The organism is Streptosporangium sp. NBC_01755 (genome assembly GCF_035917995.1).
GTDB lineage: Bacteria > Actinomycetota > Actinomycetes > Streptosporangiales > Streptosporangiaceae > Streptosporangium.
Map to the genome: position 1 here is coordinate 6,485,714 of NZ_CP109131.1, position 21,336 is coordinate 6,507,049.

At 73.5% G+C, this 21,336-nt stretch carries 1 protein-coding gene (running past one end of the window); it reads left to right on the plus strand.

The window, feature by feature from the left end; translation table 11 throughout:
- Positions 1 to 21,336, plus strand: the 5' portion of a protein-coding gene (locus OG884_RS30750) for a type I polyketide synthase (protein WP_326638667.1). Its footprint extends 7,968 nt past the window's final position; 21,336 of the gene's 29,304 nt are visible here — the first part of the coding sequence; the start codon lies at positions 1 to 3; its stop codon lies off the right edge, out of view.

Genomic DNA, 21,336 nt, shown 5'->3' on the forward strand with positions numbered 1-21,336 from the left:
ATGGACAACGAAGCGAAACTCCGGGAATACCTCAAGCGGGCGACCGCGGATCTGCGGCGCACCCGGCAACGCGTCCACGACCTTGAAGAACAGCACCTGGAGCCGATCGCGATCGTCGGGATGACCTGCCGGTACCCGGGCGGCGTGTCCTCACCGGAGGACCTGTGGCGCCTGCTCGCGGAGGGTGGTGATCCGGTATCCGGGCCGCCCGCCGATCGTGGCTGGGACCTTGACAGGCTTCGGGACGAGTACGGCGGCGCCGTCCCGCAGTCGTTGTCCGGTGGGTTCCTGCGTGACGCGGCGGACTTCGACGCCGGCTTCTTCGGCATCTCCCCCCGGGAGGCGCTGGGCATGGATCCGCAGCAGCGGCTGCTGCTCGAAGCCTCCTGGGAGGCCGTCGAGCGAGCGGGCATCGACCCGATCACGCTACGGGGCAGTCAGACCGGGGTGTTCGTCGGCGCGATGTCACCGGACTACCGCGACAGCCTGCCGCGCGACATCGACGCCTTCGGGCTCACGGGCACGGCGAACAGCGTGATGTCCGGTCGGCTGTCATACACGCTCGGCCTGGTCGGCCCGGCGGTGACGGTGGACACGGCCTGCTCGTCATCCCTGGTCGCGCTGCACTGGGCCGCTCACTCACTGCGGATGGCCGAGTGCACCCTGGCGCTCGCGGGCGGAGTGACGGTCATGTCGACGCCCAGCACCTTCATCGAGTTCAACCGCCAGGGTGGCTTGTCGCCCGATGGGCGATGCAAGGCGTACGCCGACAGCGCCGACGGCACGGGCTGGTCGGAGGGCGTGGGCGTGCTGGTGCTGGAGCGCCTGTCGGACGCGCAGCGTAACGGGCACCAGGTGCTGGCGGTCATCCGTGGCTCGGCGGTGAACCAGGATGGGGCGTCGAACGGCCTGACCGCGCCGAACGGTCCGTCGCAGCGGCGGGTGATCCGTGAGGCCTTGGCCGGTGCGCGGCTGTCGACGGCGGACATCGACGTGGTGGAGGGGCACGGGACGGGTACGACGCTGGGCGACCCGATCGAGATCGAAGCGTTGATCTCCACGTTCGGCGAGGACCGGGAGCGGCCCTTGCTGCTGGGTTCGGTGAAGTCGAACATCGGTCACACGCAGGCGGCGGCGGGCGTGGCCGGTGTGATCAAGATGGTCATGGCGATGCGGCACGGGGTGCTGCCGAAGACGTTGCACGTGGACGCGCCGTCGTCGCGGGTGGACTGGTCCGCGGGCGTGCTGGAGCTGCTGACCGAGCAGCGGGCCTGGCCGGAGACCGGGCGGCCGCGCCGGGCGGGGGTGTCGTCGTTCGGGGTCAGCGGCACCAACGCCCACGTGGTGCTGGAGGCGGCGCCGCCGGCCGAGGCGGACGCTTCCGCGGAGGATCAGGCGCCCTCGGACGCGGGCCGGGCGCCCTCGGACGCGGGCGTGGTGCCGGTGCTGGTGTCGGGCCGGACGGAGGAGGCGCTGCGCGCTCAGGCGGCGAGCCTTCTCACGCACATGGACGGCGTGCCCGAGACGGCCGTGGTCGACGTGGCGTTCTCACTGGCCACGACGCGGTCGGCGTTCGAGTATCGGGCGGGGGTTCTCGCCGCCGATCGCGCCGAGCTGCGCGCGGGGTTGACGGCGCTGGCGGACGGTGCCGCCGCCGCCGGAGTGATCAAGGGCCGCGGCAGGCAGGCCAAGTCGGCGGTGTTGTTCACGGGGCAGGGCAGTCAGCGGGCGGGGATGGGCCGGGAGCTGCATGCGCGGTTCCCGGTGTTCGCGAAGGCGTTGGACGAGGTGATCGCGGAGCTGGATCCGCTGCTTGACGGGCGCCTGCCCGAGTGGGTGGGGCGTTCGGTGCGGGAGGTGATCTTCGCCGAGCCGGGTTCGGTCGAGGCGGGGTTGCTGGATCGGACGGGGTGGGCGCAGCCGGCGTTGTTCGCGGTGGAGACGGCGCTGTTCCGGTTGGTGTCCTCGTGGGGGGTTCGTCCGGAGGTGCTGGCCGGTCATTCGATCGGGGAGATCACCGCGGCGCATGTGGCCGGGGTGCTGTCCCTGAGCGATGCGTGTGCGTTGGTGGCCGGCCGGGCGCGGTTGATGCAGGCGTTGCCGTCCGGTGGGGCGATGGTGGCGGTGCAGGCCTCGGAGGAGGACGTCGAGCCGTTGCTGGCCGGGCGCGGGGGCGAGGTGTCGGTCGCTGCGGTGAACGGCCCGGCCTCGGTGGTGATCTCCGGGGCCGAGCAGCCGGTCCTCGACATCGCCGCCGTCCTGGAGGAGCGGGGGGTCAAGACCCGCCGGTTGCGGGTGTCGCACGCGTTCCATTCGCCGCTGATGGATCCGATGCTGGCGGACTTCCGGGTCCTGGCCGGCACGCTGACCTACAACCCGCCGCGGGTTCCGGTGGTGTCGAACGTGACCGGAGAGACGGCCACGGCCGAGCAGTTGTGCTCGCCGGACTACTGGGTGGACCAGGTGCGTGGCGCGGTCCGGTTCGCCGACGGGGTGCGCACCCTGCGCGTCCAGGGCGTCCGGGCCTATCTGGAGCTGGGCCCGGACGGGGTGTTGACCGCGATGGCCCAGGACACCCTGGCCGCCGAACCGGACCCGCGCGACACCGACTCGGCGTCGGATTCGCAGCCACGCGCCCAGAACTCCGGGTGGGAGCCGGACGAGGTGCTGGTGCCGGCGCTGCGCAGGGACCGGGACGAGCAGCGCGCGGTGATGTCGGCGCTGACCGCTCTGCACGGGCGCGGGGTGTCGGTGGACTGGCGTGCGGTGTTCCCCGGCGCCCGCCGGGCGGAGCTGCCCACATACGCCTTCCAGCGCGAGCGGTTCTGGCCTGATGGCGCGGGCTCGCGGGTGGGAGACGTGACGGCGGCGGGCCTGAGGGCCGCCCGGCACCCGCTGCTGGGGGCCGCCGTGGGGTTGGCCGACTCCGATGAGGCGCTGCTGATCGGGAGGTTGTCGCTGGGGTCGCATCCGTGGCTGGCCGATCACCTGGTGGGCGGGATGGCGGTGTTCCCCGGCACCGGGTTCCTTGAGCTGGCGGTGCGGGCGGGTGATCAGGTCGGCTGTGACGTGGTGGAGGAGCTGACCTTGACCGCGCCGCTGGTGCTGGGCGGGGACGACGCCGTCGCGGTGCAGGTGCGGGTGGGACCCGCGGACGGGGCGGGCCGCCGGGAGCTGAGCATTCACGCTCGGCCGACGGAGGCCGACGATCATGATGTGTGGGTACGGCATGCCGGCGGTGTGCTGGCGAGCCGTGCTCACACCGCCGGGGTGGGCGGGGCCGGCACGCACTTCGATACGGCGGTGTTCGGTACGGCGGTGTTCGATACGGCGGTGTGGCCGCCGCGGGACGCGTCGGTGATCGAGCTGGACGGGTTGTACGACCGGCTGGCCGAGGGCGGGCTGGGCTACGGGCCGGTGTTTCGGGGGTTGCGGGCGGCGTGGCGGGGTGCGGACGGTGAGGTGTTCGCGGAGGTTGCCTTGCCCGGGCAGGTGGTTGACGCGGGGTCGTTCGGGTTGCATCCGGCGTTGCTGGACGCGGCGCTGCACGCGGTGACCTTCGCCGGGCTGGACGATGCCGAGGGCGGCCGGTTGCCGTTCTCCTGGGGTGAGGTGTGCCTGCACGCCGGTGGCGCCTCGGTGCTGCGGGTGCGGCTGGCCAGGACGGGCGCTGACAGGGTGTCGCTGGTGGCGGTGGATGCGGCGGGGGAGCCGGTGCTGTCGGCGCGGTCGCTGGCGCTGCGTTCGTTCTCGGCCGATGACCTGCCGGCCGCCGGTGGCCGGGTGCCGGGGCGGGATGCGCTGTTCCGCGTGGAGTGGACGGCGGTGCCGGAGCATGCGGTGATCGACGGGGTGCCGGTGGCGGTGCTGGGTCGAGGGGCGTTGGGCCTCGCTGCGGCGTGGCGGCCGGGTGGGGATCTGGTGCAGGTCCATGCGGATCTGCCGTCGCTGGTGGAGGCGGGTCCGGTGCCGGGTGTGGTGCTGGCGGAGGTGGTCTCGGATCCGGCGGGCGGGGTGGTGGAGTCGGCACATGAGCTGACCGCTCGCGTTCTGGATGTGGTGCAGGCGTGGCTGGCCGACGACCGGTGTCGTGATTCGCGTCTGGTGTTGGTGACCAGAGGTGCGGTGGCGGCCGGTGACGGCGAGGTGGTGGCTGATCTGGCGGCTGCGGCGGTGTGGGGTCTGGCGCGGTCGGCGCAGTTGGAGAATCCGGGCCGGTTCGTGCTGGTCGACGTGGATGATCAGGGGTCTTCGCTCGCGACTTTGTCCGACGGGCTGTCCGCGGTTCTGGCGTCGGGTGAGCCGCAGGTGGCGGTGCGCGGCGGTGAGATGTGGGTGCCGCGCCTGGCGCGGGTGACGCCGGGTTCGGGTGTCGGCGATGACCTGGACGAGGACGGTGCCCGCTCGTGGGATCCCGAGGGCACGGTGTTGATCACTGGTGGTACCGGTGGTCTGGGCGGGTTGTTCGCGCGGCATGTGGTGGCCGAGCGTGGGGTGCGGCGTCTGCTGCTGGTCAGCCGGCGGGGAGCGGATGCGCCGGGGGCGGTGGCGTTGCAGGCGGAGCTGATCGCGCACGGGGTCGAGGTGGAGATCGCGGCGTGTGATGTGGCCGATCGGGATCAGGTGGCGGCGCTGCTGGCTCGGGTCCCGGCCGATCATCCGTTGACGGCGGTGATTCATACCGCGGGTGTGCTGGACGACGGGACGATTCCGTCGTTGTCGGCGGAGCGGCTGGATGTGGTGTTGCGGCCGAAGGTGGATGCGGCCTGGTATCTGCATGAGCTGACCCGGGGTCTGGATCTGGCGGCGTTCGTGGTGTTCTCGTCGGTGGCGGGGACGTTCGGTGGGGCGGGTCAGGGTAACTACGCGGCGGCGAACGCGTTCTTGGACGTGTTGGCGCAGGTGCGGCGGGCGCAGGGGCTGGCGGGGTTGTCGCTGGCGTGGGGTGCCTGGGCGCAGGACGCCGGGATGACCGGTGGGCTGGACGACGCTCAGACGCGCCGGTTGACTCGCGCCGGGATGCCGGCGATCACTCCGGAGCAGGGGGTCGCGCTGTTCGAGGCGGCCGTCCGCTCGGGTGAGCCGGCCGTGGCCCCGGTCCGGCTCGACCTGGCGGCGGTGCGGGCACAGGGTGAGGTGCCGCATCTGCTGCGCGGGCTGGTGCGAGACCTGCGCCGGTCGGCGGCGTCGATGGCCGCGGCCGGTGACGGCACACTGCTCCGGCGGCTGGCCGGCCTGGAGCGCGCCGATCGTGTCGAGGTCTTGGTGGACCTGGTGCGGGCCGAGGTGGCGCTGGTGCTGGGGCACGCCTCGCCGAAAACGGTGGACGTCCGGCGGGAGTTCCGCGAGCTGGGCTTCGACAGCCTCACCGCGGTGGAACTGCGCAACCGGCTGAACGTGGCGACGGGGTTGCGGTTGCCGGCGACGTTGGTGTTCGACCATCCCACGCCCGCCGTACTGGCGGAGTTCCTGCTGGACGAGATACTGGGTGGGCAGGACGACGTGGCCGTTCCGGCCACGATCGCGCCGGTCACCGACGACCCGATCGTGATCGTCGGGATGAGCTGCCGTTACCCGGGTGGTGTCGCCTCACCGGAGGACCTGTGGCGGCTGGTGGCCGAGGGCCGTGACGCGATCACCGGATTCCCGGCCAATCGTGGCTGGGACCTGGACGCGCTCTACCATCCGGACGCCGACCACGCGGGCAGCTCGTACACCAGACAGGGCGGTTTCCTGCACGACGCGGCGGAGTTCGACGCGGACTTCTTCGGGATGAGCCCGCGGGAGGCCCTGGCGACGGACACGCAGCAGCGACTTCTGCTGGAGACCTCCTGGGAGGCGGTCGAGCGGGCCGGAATCGACCCGGTCACGCTCCGGGGCAGCCGGACGGGCGTGTTCGCCGGGGTGATGTACACCGACTACAGCGGGATCCTGGGCGCGGGTGAGTTCGAGGGCTTCCGGGGCACCGGGACCGCCGCGAGCGTCGTCTCCGGCCGGGTGTCCTACACGCTGGGACTGGAGGGCCCGGCCGTAACGGTCGACACGGCGTGCTCGTCCTCGCTGGTCGCGGTGCATCTGGCGGCACAGGCGCTGCTCTCGGGGGAATGTACGCTCGCGCTGGCCGGCGGTGTGACCGTGATGGCCACCCCCGGAGCGTTCGTGGAGTTCTCCCGGCAGCGGGGGCTGTCCGCGGACGGGCGGTGCAAGTCGTTCTCGGACGGCGCGGACGGTGTCAGCTGGGCCGAGGGTGTCGGGGTGCTGGTGCTGGAGCGCCTGTCGGACGCCCGGCGCAACGGTCACGACGTGCTGGCGGTGCTGCGGGGCTCGGCGATCAACCAGGACGGTGCGTCCAACGGGCTGACCGCGCCGAACGGCCCCTCCCAGCGGAGGGTGATCCGCCAGGCCCTGGCCGGAGCGCGTCTGTCCCCGGCCGAGGTGGACGTGGTGGAGGGGCACGGGACCGGGACCACCCTGGGCGATCCGATCGAGGCGCAGGCGCTGCTGGCCACCTACGGTCAGGACCGGCCGGAGGACCGCCCGCTGCTGCTCGGGTCGATCAAGTCGAACATCGGTCACACCCAGGCGGCGGCGGGCGTCGCGGGCGTGATCAAGATGATCATGGGCATGCGGCACGGCATCGTGCCCAAGACCCTGCACGTCGACGCGCCGTCCTCGCACGTGGACTGGACCGCGGGTGCGGTGGAGCTGCTGACCGAGGCGCGAGAGTGGCCGGAGACGGGTCACCCGCGCCGGGCCGCCGTGTCGTCGTTCGGCTTCAGCGGCACCAATGCCCACCTCATCATCGAGCAGGACACCGTCGAGCGGACTCCGTCGGCCGGGGGGGAGGCCCCCTCGGACGTCAGGCCGCCGATGGCGGGTCTGCCGCTGCCGCTGCCGGTCTCGGGCAGGACGGAGCAGGCGGTGCGGGAGCAGGCCGCGCGGCTGCTGTCCCACCTGGAAGGCCGTCCCGAGGAGCCCCTGGCCGACGTCGCGTTCTCGCTGGTGACCACCCGTTCCCCCTTCGAGCACCGGGCCGCCGTACTGGCCGAGGACCATGCCGGAGCGCTGGCCGGGTTGCGCGCGCTGGCCGGCGGCCGGGCCGCGCCGGGAGTCGTACGCGGCCAGGCCAAGTACGACCAGAAGGTGGCGTTCCTGTTCACCGGCCAGGGTGCTCAGCGAGTGGGCATGGGCCTGGAGACCTACGAGCGATTCCCGGTGTTCGCCGAGGCGCTTGAAGGCGTGCTCGCGGGGCTGGCCCCCCAGATGGTCTCTCACCTGGACCGCACGCTGCGGGAGGTACTGTTCTTCGACGCTGAGCTGCTCGACCGTACGGAGTACACGCAGCCGGCGCTGTTCGCCCTTGAGGTCGCGCTGTACCGGCTGGTGGAGTCGTGGGGCGTGCGCCCGGCCGCGCTGGCGGGGCACTCGATCGGGGAGCTCGCCGCGGCGCACGTCGCCGGGGTGCTGACGCTGGAGGACGCCTGCGCGCTGGTGGCCGCGCGGGGCCGGTTGATGCAGGCGCTCCCGGCCGGCGGTGCGATGGCGGCGATCCAGGCCGGCGAGGAGGAGGTCCTGGAGTCGCTGGCCGGGCGCGAGGGCGAGGTTTCCGTCGCGGCGGTCAACGGCCCGGCATCAGTGGTGATCGCCGGGGTCGAGGCCGCGGTGCTGGAGATCGCCGCCGGGTGGGCGGCCCGGGAGCGCAGGACCAAGCGGCTGCGGGTGTCGCACGCCTTCCATTCTCCGCTGATGGAGCCGATGCTCGCGGAGTTCCAGGCGGTCGCCGAGACGGTGTCTTACGCGCCCCCGCGGATCCCGATGATCTCGAACGTGACCGGCGGGTTCGTCACGGACGAACTGTGCTCACCGGCCTACTGGGTGCGGCACGTTCGGGAGGCGGTCCGGTTCTGCGACGGCGTGCGGGAGCTGCACGAGGCGGGCATGACCGCGTTCCTGGAGATCGGGCCGGACGGCGTGCTGACCGCGATGGCCCAGGACGCCCTTCCCGAGGCGGCGGATGCGCTGCTGCTGCCCGTGCTGCGCGGCGACCGCGACGAGAGCGCCGCCCTCATGACCGCGCTGGCCGAGCTGCAGGTGAACGGCGTACGCGTCGACTGGCCGCCCCTGCTCCGCGGGGCCCGCCGGGTGGACCTGCCGACGTACGCGTTCCAGCATGAGTCGTTCTGGCCGGAGCCGCCGCCGGCCGTGAACGACGCGGTCGCCGATCCGGCGGACGCGCGGCTCTGGGACGCGGTCGGGCGCGGCGACGCCGGGGACGTGGCCGCGATCCTCGGCCTGCGCGACGAGCACTCCTCCTCGCTGGACACCCTGCTCCCGGCCTTGTCGTCGTGGCGACGGAGCCGGAGCGAGGCGTCGACGCTCGACTCCTGGCGCTACCGGGTGGAGTGGAAGCCCCGCCGTACGCCCCCTCTCGCCGTGCTGGCGGGCACCTGGCTGGTCGTGACCGCCGACGGGATCTCGGACGGCGACGTGATCGCCGCGTTGAACGGTCACGGGGCGCGAGTGGAGCGGCTCGTGCTGGAGGGGACGGACGCCGACCACACGTCGCTCGCGGTCCGGCTCCGGGAGATGGACGAGATCTCCGGTGTGGTGTCGATGCTCGCACTGACGGAGGCGCCCGTCGCGGACGGTGGGGCGGTGCCGGGCGGTCTCGTGCTCACGATCGCGCTCCTGCGGGCGCTCGGCGACGCGGAGATCGACGCGCCGCTGTGGTGCGTCACCCGTGGCGCCGTGTCCGCGACTCCCGGCGATCGAGTGACACGTCCGGTCCAGGCGCAGGTATGGGGTATGGGCCGGGTCGCGGCCCTGGAGCATTCGAAGCGGTGGGGCGGCCTGGTCGACCTGCCCGAGGTCGTCGAAGGGCGCGCCGCCCAGGGGTTGGCGAGCGTGCTGGCGGGCCTGGACGGCGAGGACCAGGTGGCGGTGCGGACGTCGGGCGTGTTCGGCCGGCGGCTGCGGCGTCACCCGGCCGCGCCCGATTCGGTCGGCTCGTCCGGCGGTACCGCGTTGAGTCCCGGCGGGACGGTACTGATCACCGGTGGGACCGGCGCCCTGGGCGCGGCCACCGCGCGGTGGCTGGTACGCGGCGGCGTCACGCACCTCGTGCTGACCAGCCGGCGCGGCATGGACGCCCCCGGGGCGTCGGAGCTGCGCGACGAGCTGCTCGCGCTGGGTGCCGAGGTGAGCGTCGTCGCCTGCGACGTGGCCGATCGCGACGCGCTGGCCGCCGTGCTGGCCACGATCCCGGCCGAGCACCCGCTCACCGGGATCGTCCACGCGGCCGGGGTGGGGGAGGCCGTCGCGCCCCTTGAGCAGGCGGACGCCGTCACCTTCGCCGAGGTGATGACGGCGAAGGTGGCCGGCGCCGCCAACCTGGACGACCTGCTCGGAGATCGCGAGCTCGACTTCTTCGTACTGTTCTCCTCGATCGCCGGGGTGTGGGGCAGCGCGGGGCAGGGCGCCTACGCGGCGGCCAACGCCTACCTCGACGCGCTGGCCGAGCACCGGCGTGCGCGCGGTCTCGCCACGACGTCGGTGGCCTGGGGCGCGTGGGCCGAAGCCGGCATGGCCACGGCGGAGAACATGGCCGACTACCTGCTCAGGCGCGGGTTGGCCTTCCTGCCGCCCGATCTCGCGATCGGCGAGCTGAGCCGGGCGGCCGGCGGCCGGGACGCGGTGGTGACGGTCGCCGACGTCGACTGGGACCGGTTCTATCCGATCTTCACCTCGACCCGGCCCAGCCACCTGTTCAGCGAGCTCGCGGAGGTCAGGGCACAGCACGAGAGCGAGGACGGGGCAGGGGCCTCCGGCGACCCCGAATTCGTCGCGCGGCTGCGGCACCTGGCCGGGAAGGAGCAGCGGCGCAGGCTGCTGGATCTGGTACGCGCCGAGGTGGCGGCCGTGCTGGGGCACGCCTCGGCCGAGTCGGTCTCCGAGCGGCGTGCCTTCCGCGAGCTGGGTTTCGACTCGCTGACCGCGGTGGAGCTGAGAAAGCGGCTTGTCGCGGTGACCGGCCTGGCGTTGCCGAGCACGCTGGTGTTCGATCACCCGAACCCGGCGGCACTGGTGGAGTTCCTGCGGTCGCGGGTCGTGGGCTCGGCGGACGCGGTGGGTGCGGACGCCGCCGGGGTTCCGGTCGCCGTCCACGCCGACGAACCGATCGCGATCATCGGGATGGCCTGCCGGTTCCCCGGTGGCGTCGGCTCTCCCGAACAGCTGTGGGAACTGATGGCCGACGGGGTCGACGCGATCTCCGGATTCCCCGCCGACCGGGGCTGGGACGCGGAAGGGCTCTACGACCCCGACCCCGATCACTCCGGCACGACGTACTCGGTCGAAGGGGGGTTCCTGCACGACGCCGGCGACTTCGACCCCGGGTTCTTCGGGATCTCACCGCGCGAGGCGCTGACCATGGACCCGCAGCAGCGGCTGCTGCTGGAGACCGCGTGGGAGGCCATCGAGCGGGCCGGGATCGATCCCTTGGCGCTGCGCGGCCACTCGACCGGCACGTTCATCGGCTCCAGCTACCAGGAGTACGGCTCGGACGCCGCCGATGCCGAGGGATACCAGGTCACCGGCACCATCCCGAGCGTGCTGTCCGGCCGGCTGTCGTACGTACTCGGCCTGGAGGGGCCGGCGGTCACGGTCGACACGGCATGCTCGTCGTCGCTGGTGGCGCTGCACCTGGCCTGCCAGTCGCTGCGTAACGGCGAGAGCTCGCTCGCCCTGGCGGGCGGCGTGACGGTGATGACCACCCCGGCCGCCTTCGTGGCGTTCAGCCGCCAGCGGGCCCTGGCCGCCGACGGCCGGTGCAAGGCGTTCTCCGACGCGGCCGACGGGATGAGCCTGGCGGAAGGGGCCGGCCTGCTCCTGGTGGAGCGGCTGTCCGACGCGCGGCGCAACGGCCACCCGATCCTTGCGGTGGTGCGCGGTTCGGCGGTGAACCAGGACGGTGCGTCCAACGGGCTGACCGCGCCCAACGGCCCCTCCCAGCAGCGGGTGATCCGGAAGGCCCTGGTAGGCGCGCGGCTGTCCCCGGCCGAGGTCGACGCGATCGACGCGCACGGCACGGGTACGGGCCTGGGCGACCCCATCGAGGTCCAAGCCCTCCTCGCCACGTACGGGCAGGACCGGGAGCACCCGCTGCTGCTCGGGTCGATCAAGTCGAACATCGGCCACACACAGTCCGCGGCGGGCGTGGCCAGTGTGATCAAGATGGTCATGGCGATGCGGCATGGGGTGCTGCCCAAGACGTTGCACATGGGCACGCCGTCGTCCCACGTGGACTGGACGGCGGGCGCGGTCGAGCCGCTGACCGAGGCCATGCCGTGGCCGGAGACCGGACGGCCGCGCCGGGGGGCGGTGTCCTCCTTCGGGATCAGCGGCACGAACGCCCACGCGATCCTCGAACAGGCGCCGGACGCGGAGGAACCGGCCGGCGACGTCGTGCTCGCCGGTCCCGGTGCCCATCCGGATTCCAGCGCGACCGCAGGCCCCAACGCCGATGCCGCCGCTTCCGTTCCCGTTCCCGTTCCCGTTCCCGTTCCCGGTGCCGGTGCCGGTGCGGGGGCGGGTGCCGGTGCGGTGCCGTGGGTGGTGTCGGGCAGGACGGCGGAGGCGCTGCGCGCACAGGCGCGGCGGCTGGCCTCGCACGTGGCCGACCTCGGTGAGCTCGATCCGGCCGCCGTGGGCTTCTCGCTGGTGACGTCGAGGTCGGCGTTCGAGCACCGCGCGGTCGTGGTGGGCGGTGACCGCGACGCGCTCTCCGCCGCGGTGCGGGCGGTGGCCGCGGGCGAGCCCGCGCCGGGCGCGACCCAGGGAGTGGCGGACGTCGAGGGCAAGACGGTCTTCGTGTTCCCGGGGCAGGGCGCGCAGTGGGCCGGTATGGGCGCCCTGCTGCTGGAGCAGTCCCCCGTGTTCGCCGAGCGTATCGCCGAGTGCGGCCTGGCCTTGAGCCGGCATGTCGACTGGTCGCTGATCGACGTGCTGCGCCAGGCGGAGGGCGCGCCGTCGCTGGACCGGGTGGACGTCGTGCAGCCGGTGTCGTTCGCGGTGATGGTCTCGCTGGCGGCGATGTGGCGTGCCCATGGGGTGGAGCCCGACGCGGTGATCGGGCACTCCCAGGGTGAGATCGCCGCCGCCTGCGTGGCGGGCGCGCTGTCTCTGGACGATGCCGCCCAGGTGGTGGCGGTGCGCAGCCAGGCCATCGCGCGGCGGCTGGCCGGCGCCGGAGGGATGATGTCGGTCTCGCTTCCGGTGCCGGACATCGAGGAGAGGCTGCGCCCCTGGGGCGAGCGGATCTCGATCGCGGCGGTCAACGGGCCGCGTTCGGTTGTGGTGTGCGGCGACCCCGACGCGCTCGATGAGCTGTCGCGGCGGTTGACCGAGGAGGGCGTGCGGACCCGGCGGGTCGCGGTCGACTACGCGTCGCACTCGGCCCATGTCGAGCGGCTCCAGGAGGAGCTGCCGCAGGCCCTGTCGGCGATCCGGCCGGAGCGGGCCGAGGTGCCGTTCCTGTCCACGGTGACCGAGGACTGGCTGGACGGCACGGAGCTGGACGCGGACTACTGGTACCGCAACCTGCGGCAGGCCGTCCGGTTCGAACCCGCTGTGCGGTGCCTGCTGGACGCCGGGTACCGGGCGTTCATTGAGGTCGGCCCGCACCCGGTGCTGACCGGCGCGATCCAGGAGACGGCCGAGGAGGCAGCTGGGACCGCGGCGGGCACAGTGGTCGCCGGGACTCTGCGCCGCGACCAGGGCGGCGCGGAGCGCTTCCTGACCTCCCTGGCGGAGGTGTTCGTGCGCGGCGTGCCGATCGACTGGCAGGCGGCCTTCGACGGCACGGGCGCCCGCCGGGTGGAGCTGCCGACGTACGCCTTCCAGCGGAAGCGGTTCTGGATACAGCGCGCCGAGGCGCGGACGACCGGCGCGGCGGACCCGGCGGACGAGCGCTTCTGGGCGGCGGTGGAGCAGGAGGACCTTGACTCGCTGGCTTCGGGGCTGGACGTGGGCACGGGGGCACTGGCCGCGGTGGTACCCGCGCTGTCCTCCTGGCGTCGCCGGCAACGGGCCCGGTCCACCGTGGACTCCTGGCGCTACCGCGTCGCGTGGCGGCCGGTGACCGGCCTCGCCTCCACCCCCCTGTCGGGCACGTGGCTGCTCGTCACCACAGAGGGTCTCGCCGGGGATGACGTCGCCGACGCGCTGACCGCGCACGGCGCGCGGGTCCGCAGGGTCGTGCTCGACGAGTCGTGCACGGATCGCGTTCTGCTGGCGCGCGCGCTGACCGGCGTGCCGGCCGGTGCGCCGGGCGATGCCGGGGCACCGGGCGCCGGGCCGGACGCCTCGCTCGACGAGGGGGAGCACGTCTCCGGCGTGGTGTCCCTGCTGGCCCTGGCCGAACAGCCCACCGATCGATACCCGGAGCTGGCCACCGGCCTGGCACTGACCGTCGCGCTCGTGCAGGCCCTGGGCGACGTGGACATCGACGCGCCGCTGTGGTGTCTCACCCGCGGTGCGGTCTCAACCGGCAGGTCGGATCCGGTGACCAACCCCATCCAGGCGCAGGTCCACGGCGTGGGCTGGACGGCCGCGCTGGAGCACCCGCGACGATGGGGCGGCCTGGTCGACCTGCCTGGGACGCTCGACCAGCGCGCGGCGCGGCGCCTGGCGAGCGTCCTGGCCGGCGGCGGCGGCGAGGACCAGCTCGCGATCCGGCCCGCCGGCCTGTTCACCCGACGGGTGGTGCCGGCGCCGGTATCGGCGGCGGACCGGGAGCCGGCGCGCAGCTGGACGCTGCGCGGGACCACCCTGGTGACCGGCGGCACCGGAACGCTCGCCCCGCACCTGGCCCGCTGGCTCGCGGCCGAGGGGGCCGAGCACGTGGTGCTGACCAGCCGCCGTGGCATGGACGCTCCCGGCGCGGCCGAGCTGCTGGCGGAGCTGGCCGAGCTCGGCACGGCCGCCACGATGATGGCGTGTGACGTGTCCGATCGCGACTCCGTCGCCGACCTGCTCGCACGGTTGCGGGCGGAGGGCCACGTCGTCCGTGCGGTGGTGCACGCCGCCGCCTCCATCGAGCTGCACACCCTGCAGGACACCACCGTCGAGGCGTTCGCCGAGGTGGTGCGGGCCAAGGTCACCGGCGCCCGGCACCTGGACGAGCTGCTGGACACGGACGAACTCGACGCCTTCGTGCTGTTCTCCTCGACGGCGGGGATGTGGGGCAGCGGGCGGCACGCGGCGTACGTGGCGGGCAACGCCTTCCTCGGCGCGCTGGCGGAGAACCGGCGTGCCCGGGGACTGCCGGCCACGTCGATCTCCTGGGGCATCTGGTCGGACGACCGCGAGCTCGGGCGGGTCGATCCCGAGCAGATCCGGCGCAGCGGGCTCGTGTTCATGGAGCCGGCCCTGGCGCTCGAAGGGTTCCGGCAGGTGCTGGCCGGCGAGGAGACCGTGCTGGCGATCGCCGACATCGACTGGGAGCGGTACTTCCCGGTCTTCACCTCCGTACGGCCGAGCCGGCTGTTCAGCGAGGTGCCCGCCGTACGGCGGCTGGCCGAAACCGCCGAGCGGCCGGCCGTCGCCGCGAGCGATGGGGAATTCGTCACCCGGCTGCGCGGGCTGCCGGCGTCCGAACGGGACCGCCTGCTGCTGGAGCTGGTGCGGGCCCAGGCGGCGACCGCGCTGGGCCACGCCTCAGCCGACGCCGTCGCCGGGCGGCAGGCGTTCCGCGACATGGGCTTCGACTCGGTGACCGCGGTCGATCTGCGCAACCGGCTGGCCAATGCGACGGGCCTGACGCTGCCCAGCACGCTGGTGTTCGACCACCCGAACCTGGAGGCGCTGGCGGAGTTCCTGCGCGCCGAGATCGCCGGGACGCAGGCCGGACCGGTGGCCGTGGCCGGCCCGGCGCGGGGCGCCTCGGACGAGCCGATCGCGATCATCGGGATGGCCTGCCGCTACCCGGGCGGGGTCCGGTCGCCGGAGCAGCTGTGGCAGATCGTGCTCGACGGCGTCGACGCCGTCTCCGAGTTCCCCGGCAACCGTGGCTGGGACGCCGAGGGGCTTTACCACCCGGACCCGGAGCGCACCGGCAAGACGTACTCGACACAGGGCGGCTTCCTCCACGACGCGATGGAGTTCGACGCCGACTTCTTCGGGATCTCGCCGCGTGAGGCGCTGGCGATGGATCCGCAGCACCGGCTGGTGCTGGAGACGGCGTGGGAGGCCGTCGAGCGGGCCGGGATCGCCCCCTCGGCGCTGCGGGGCAGCCTGACCGGCACCTTCATCGGTTCCAGCTACGCGGACTACAGCGCGGCGATGACCGGGCAGGGGGAGGGCCTGGAAGGTCACCTGGTCACCGGCACCGTGCCGAGCGTGCTGTCCGGCCGGGTGTCGTACCTGTTCGGGCTGGAGGGCCCGGCCGTCACGATGGACACGGCGTGCTCGTCGTCGCTGGTGGCGCTGCACATGGCCTGCCGGTCGCTGCGTGACGGCGAGAGCTCACTGGCACTGGCCGGTGGGGTGACCGTGATGTCCACCCCCGATGCCTTCATCGGGTTCAGCCGGCAGCGGGCCATGGCCCCCGACGGCCGGTGCAAGGCGTACTCCGACTCGGCGGACGGGATGTGCCTGGCCGAGGGCGTCGGCCTGCTGCTGGTGGAGCGGCTGTCCGACGCCGAGCGCAACGGGCACCCGATTCTCGCGGTCATCCGCGGGTCGGCGATCAACCAGGACGGCGCCTCCAACGGACTCACCGCGCCCAACGGCCCGTCGCAGCAGCGGGTGATCACGCAGGCGCTGGCCAACGCCGGGGTGTCGCCGACGGAGGTCGACGTCGTCGAGGGCCACGGGACCGGGACGGCGCTGGGCGACCCGATCGAGGCGCACGCGCTGCTCGCGACCTACGGCCAGGACCGGGACGCGGACCGTCCGCTGCTGCTGGGGTCGGTCAAGTCCAATATCGGGCACACCCAGATGGCGTCCGGTGTGGCCGGCGTGATCAAGATGGTCATGGCGATGCGGCACGGCCTGCTGCCCAGGACGCTGCACGTGGACGAGCCGTCCTCGCACGTGGACTGGTCCAGCGGCGCCATCGAGCTGCTCACCGAGCCGAGGGAATGGGTGCGCGCCGGGCACCCGCGCCGGGCCGCGGTGTCGTCGTTCGGACTCAGCGGCACCAACGCCCACGCGGTGCTCGAAGAGGCGCCGCCCACCGCCGCCCGGGTCCGGGAGGCCGAGCCCGTCGTCGTCCCCGTGCTGGTGTCGGGCAAGAACGAGCAGGCCCTGCGCTACCAGGCGGGGCGGCTGCTGTCCCTGCTGGAGGAGTCGCCCGGTCTCCACCCCACAGACGTCGCCTTCTCCCTGGCGACCTCGCGGTCGCACCTTGACCAACGCGCGGCGCTGATCGGGCGGGAGCGCCAGGAGATCATCGACGGGTTGCGGGCGCTGGCCGAAGAGCCGCTGGACGGCGCCGTCGTTTCGGGGGCCGTCGTCCACGGCCCCCGAAACGACGGCGCCGCCCGCGGTTCCCTGGCCTTCATGTTCACCGGCCAGGGCGGCCAGCGCGCGGAGATGGGCCGGGAGCTGTACGACCGCTTCCCGGCGTTCGCGGACGCGCTCGACGAGGCGCTGTCCCACCTGGACGCGGATCTGGATCGCCCGCTGCGCGAGGTGCTGTTCGCCCCGGCGGGTACGGCGGAGGCCGCCCTGCTGGACGAGACCGGCTACACCCAGCCGGCGCTGTTCGCCTTCGAGGTGGCCCTGTTCCGCCTGCTGGAGTCCTGGGGAGTCAGGCCTGACTACCTCACGGGGCACTCGATCGGGGAGATCACCGCGGCGCACGTCGCCGGAGTGCTGTCACTGCCGGACGCGTGCACCCTGGTGGCGGCCCGTGCCCGCCTGATGCAGGCGTTGCCCGCCGGTGGGGCGATGGTCGCGCTGGAGGCCGGCGAGGAGGAGGTGCTCCCGCTGCTGGCCGGGAGCGAGCAGCAGGTCTCGATCGCGGCGGTCAACGGCCCGGCGTCGCTGGTCGTCGCCGGCGAGGAGGAAGTCGTCCTGAAGATCGCGGCGCGGTTCACCGCCGAAGGACGCAGGACCAGGCGGCTCCAGGTCTCCCACGCGTTCCACTCCCCGCGAATGGACGCCATGCTCGACGACTTCGGCCGGGTCGCGCGAGGCCTGTCGTACGCGCCCCCGGAGATTCCGGTCGTCTCGAACGTGACGGGTGAGGCGGCGACCGCGGAGCAGCTCTGCTCCCCCGAATACTGGGTGGCGCACATCCGCCGGCCGGTCCGCTTCGCGGACGGCGTGCGGTGGCTGGCCGAGCAGGGTGTCGCCACCTTCCTCGAACTCGGGCCCGACGCCGTTCTCACGGCCCTCGCCGCCGACTGCCTCACCGACCGGCCCGGCACGCATCCGATCCCGGTGTCGCGCCGGGATCGTGCCGAGGAGCAGGCCATCACCACCGCGATGGCCCGGCTGCACGTCCATGGCTTCGCCGTGGACTGGCGAGGGTTCTTCACCGGCACCGGCGCCGAGACGGTCGACCTGCCGACCTACGCCTTCCAGCACCGGCGGTTCTGGCCGGACACCGTGGCGTCCGGCACACGCGCGCCCGGCGGTACGGCGGACGCCGGCTTCTGGGACGCCGTCGAGCGCGGCGACGTGGCGGCGCTGTCGGAGGGGCTGGACGTCGACGGCGACGCGCTGGAGGCGTTGCTCCCGGCGCTGTCCTCGTGGCGCCGTGACCGCCGGGAGCGCTCCGCCGTGGACGGCTGGCGGTATCGGACCGTCTGGAAGCCGCTGTCCGAGTCGGCGCCCACCTCGACGGCCACGCCCTCCGCGCGGGTACGGGGCCGGTTGCTCGTGGTGGTCCCGGCGCGGCCGGCGGGTGATGAGTGGGTGACCTCGCTGGCGGGCGCGCTGGGCGCGGAGACCGACCGGATCGAGGTCGGCGACACCGACCGGGCGGAACTGGCCGCGCGCCTGCGAAAGCTGTGTTCCGACGGTTCCAGGCCCGCCGCGGTCGTGTCGCTGCTGGCACTGGACGAGCACGACCTCGCCGGGTATCCAGGGGTTCCGGCCGGTCTCGCGCTGACGGTCGCGCTGGCGCAGGCGCTCGGTGACGCCGGGGCCGACGTCCCCCTGTGGTGTGTGACCCGTGGCGCGGTGTCGGTGGGGCGTTCGGAACAGGTGTCCAGGCCGGTGCAGGCCGCCGTGTGGGGTCTCGGCCGGACCGCGGCGATGGAGCAGCCGAGGCTGTGGGGCGGGCTGGTGGACCTGCCGGAGACCCTCGACCCCGTCACCGTCTCCCGCCTGGTCGGCGTGCTGTCCGATGCTCAGGGGCACGGCGAGGACCAGCTCGCCGTACGTCGCTCCGGGGTGTTCGGCCGACGGCTGGTGCGCGCTCCGCTCGGCGAGGAGCTCGCCGGGCGGGAGGCCGCCTCACCGGGCGCCGCGCGGATCGCCGCGGGCACCGTACTGATCACGGGAGGCACGGGAGGACTGGGGACCCACCTCGCCCGCTGGGCGGCCGGCGCCGGTGCCGCGCACGTCCTGCTGGTCGGCCGCCGCGGACCGGACGCCCCGGGCGCGACCGAACTGCGGGACGAGCTGGCCGGCCTCGGCGCCCAGGTCAGCGTCGTGGCCTGCGACGTCGCCGATCGCGACGCCCTGGCCGCCGTGCTGGCCGGGATCCCGCAGGAACGGCCGCTGGCCGCGGTCTTCCACGCGGCGGGAGTGGTCGACGACGGAATGCTGGACGGAATGACGCCGGAGCACCTCTCCTCGGTCCTGCGGGCGAAGGCCGTCGCCGCACTCAACCTGCACGAACTGACCGAGCGGCTGGACCTGCCGGCGTTCGTGCTGTTCTCGTCCACGGCCGCGACCTTCGGCGCCGCGGGCCAGGCCAACTACGCGGCCGCCAACGCCGTGCTCGACGCGCTGGCGGAGCACCGGCGCGGGCTGGGCCTCCCGGCGACGTCGATCGCCTGGGGCCCGTGGGCCGGGGCCGGCATGGCGGCGGACGACGCCGTGGTGGAGAACCGGATGCGCCGGGTCGGCCTGGAGATGATGCCTCCGGACCTGGCGATCCGTGCGCTGCGGCAGGCGATCGAGCACGAGGACACGACGCTGACCGTCGTCGACGTCGACTGGCCTCGCTTCGTCGCCGCCTTCGCCGCGATCCGGCGCCATCCGCTGGTGAGCGACCTGCCTGAGGTGATCGCGGCCGCCGGGGCGACCGAGGGCGGAGCCATCGGCACCGGGGCGGACGGGGCCGTCACGACGGAGCGGGCGTTCCGGCGGCGGCTGGCCGACCTGCCCGCCGCCGAGCGGAGCCGGGCCGTACTGGACCTGCTGCGCGGCCGGGTGGCCGCGGTACTCGGCCACGCCGACACGGACGGCGTCGCGCCGGACCGCCCGTTCAAGGATCTGGGGTTCGACTCGCTGACCACGGTCGAACTGCGCAACGCGCTGGCGGCGACGACGGGGCTGACCCTGCCCGCGACGCTGGTGTACGACTATCCCACCCCCAGCGCGCTGGCGGATTTCCTGCTGGCCGAACTGCTCGGCTCGATGCCGCACGAGGAGTCGCGGCCCGGGTCGCGGGCCGTGACGGCACACGCCGCCGACGACCCCATCGTGATCGTCGGCATGAGCTGCCGGTTCCCCGGCGGGGTGAGCTCCCCCGAGGAGCTGTGGCGGCTGCTGGTGGACGGAAGGGAGGGCGTCTCCTCGTTCCCCGATGATCGGGGATGGGACCTGGAGGCGCTCGCCGGAGGGATGTCGGCCACGAGCCTCGGCGGCTTCCTGCGGGACGCGACCGAGTTCGACGCCGAGTTCTTCGGCATCTCACCGCGTGAGGCGCTGGCGATGGATCCGCAGCAGCGCCTGGTGCTGGAGGCGTCCTGGGAGGCGCTGGAGCGGGCCGGCATCGATCCCCTCGACCTGCGGGGCAGCGACGGCGGCGTCTTCGTGGGCACCAACGGCCAGGACTACGTCGGCCTGCTCAAGAGTTCCGGCGCGGACGTGCAGGGGCACGTGGCCACCGGCACCACGGCGAGCGTCATGTCAGGGCGGCTGTCCTACACGCTGGGGCTGGAGGGGCCCGCGATCACCGTCGACACCGCGTGCTCGTCCTCCCTGGTCGCCCTTCACTGGGCCGCGCAGGCCCTGCGCGGCGGGGAGTGCTCGCTGGCACTGGTGGGCGGTGTCTCGGTGATGTCGACCCCGGACTCGTTCGTCGAGTTCAGCGTCCAGGGCGGTCTGGCCCCCGACGGGCGGTGCAAGGCGTTCTCCGATTCGGCTGACGGCACCGGCTGGTCGGAAGGCGTCGGCGTGCTCGTGCTGAAACGCCTGTCGGACGCGCGGCGGGGCGGTCATCCGATCCTCGCCGTCGTACGCGGGTCGGCGGTGAACCAGGACGGGGCGTCGAACGGGTTGACCGCGCCGAACGGCCCGTCGCAGCAGCGGGTGATCCGGCAGGCACTGGCCGCGGCGGGGCTGTCCCCGGCAGAGGTCGACGCGGCCGAGGCGCACGGCACCGGCACGGCGCTGGGCGACCCGATCGAGGCACAGGCCCTGCTGGCGACGTACGGCCAGGAGCGGGACCACCCGCTCCTGCTGGGGGCGATCAAGTCCAACCTCGGCCACACGCAGGCGGCGGCGGGTGTCGCCGGTGTGATCAAGATGGTGCTGGCCATGCGGCACGGCATGCTGCCCAAGACGTTGCACGTCGAGGTGCCGACGTCGCACGTGAACTGGTCGTCCGGGGCCGTCGAGCTGCTGACCGAGCCTCAGCGGTGGACGCGGAAGGAGCGACCGTTGCGGGCCGGCGTCTCCGCCTTCGGGATCAGCGGCACCAACGCCCACGTCATCCTGGAGCAGGCGCCCCTGGACGAGCGGTCCCCCGATGAGCGGTTCCCCGGCGAGGGGTTCCCCGGTGAGCGGTCCCCCGGCGAGCGGTCCCTCGACGAGCAGGGCGAAGGACAGCCGGCCGAGCGGCCTGACGAGCGGAAGGTTCCCGCGGTCGTGCCGTGGGTCGTCTCCGGCCGGACCCGGGAGGCGCTGCGGGCCCAGCTCGATCGGGTACCTGCCGCCGACCGCGACCTCGATCCGGTGGACGTCGGCTACTCGCTGGCGAGCCGGTCGATGTTCCGGCACCGCGCGGTGCTGCTGGCCACCGCCGACGGAGTGTCGGAGATCGCGCGTGGCGAGGCCACCGCCGTCGCGGGCAGGTCGGCGATGCTGTTCGCCGGTCAGGGCTCCCAGCGCCCCGGCATGGGCCGGGAGTTGTACGCCAGGTTCCCGGTGTTC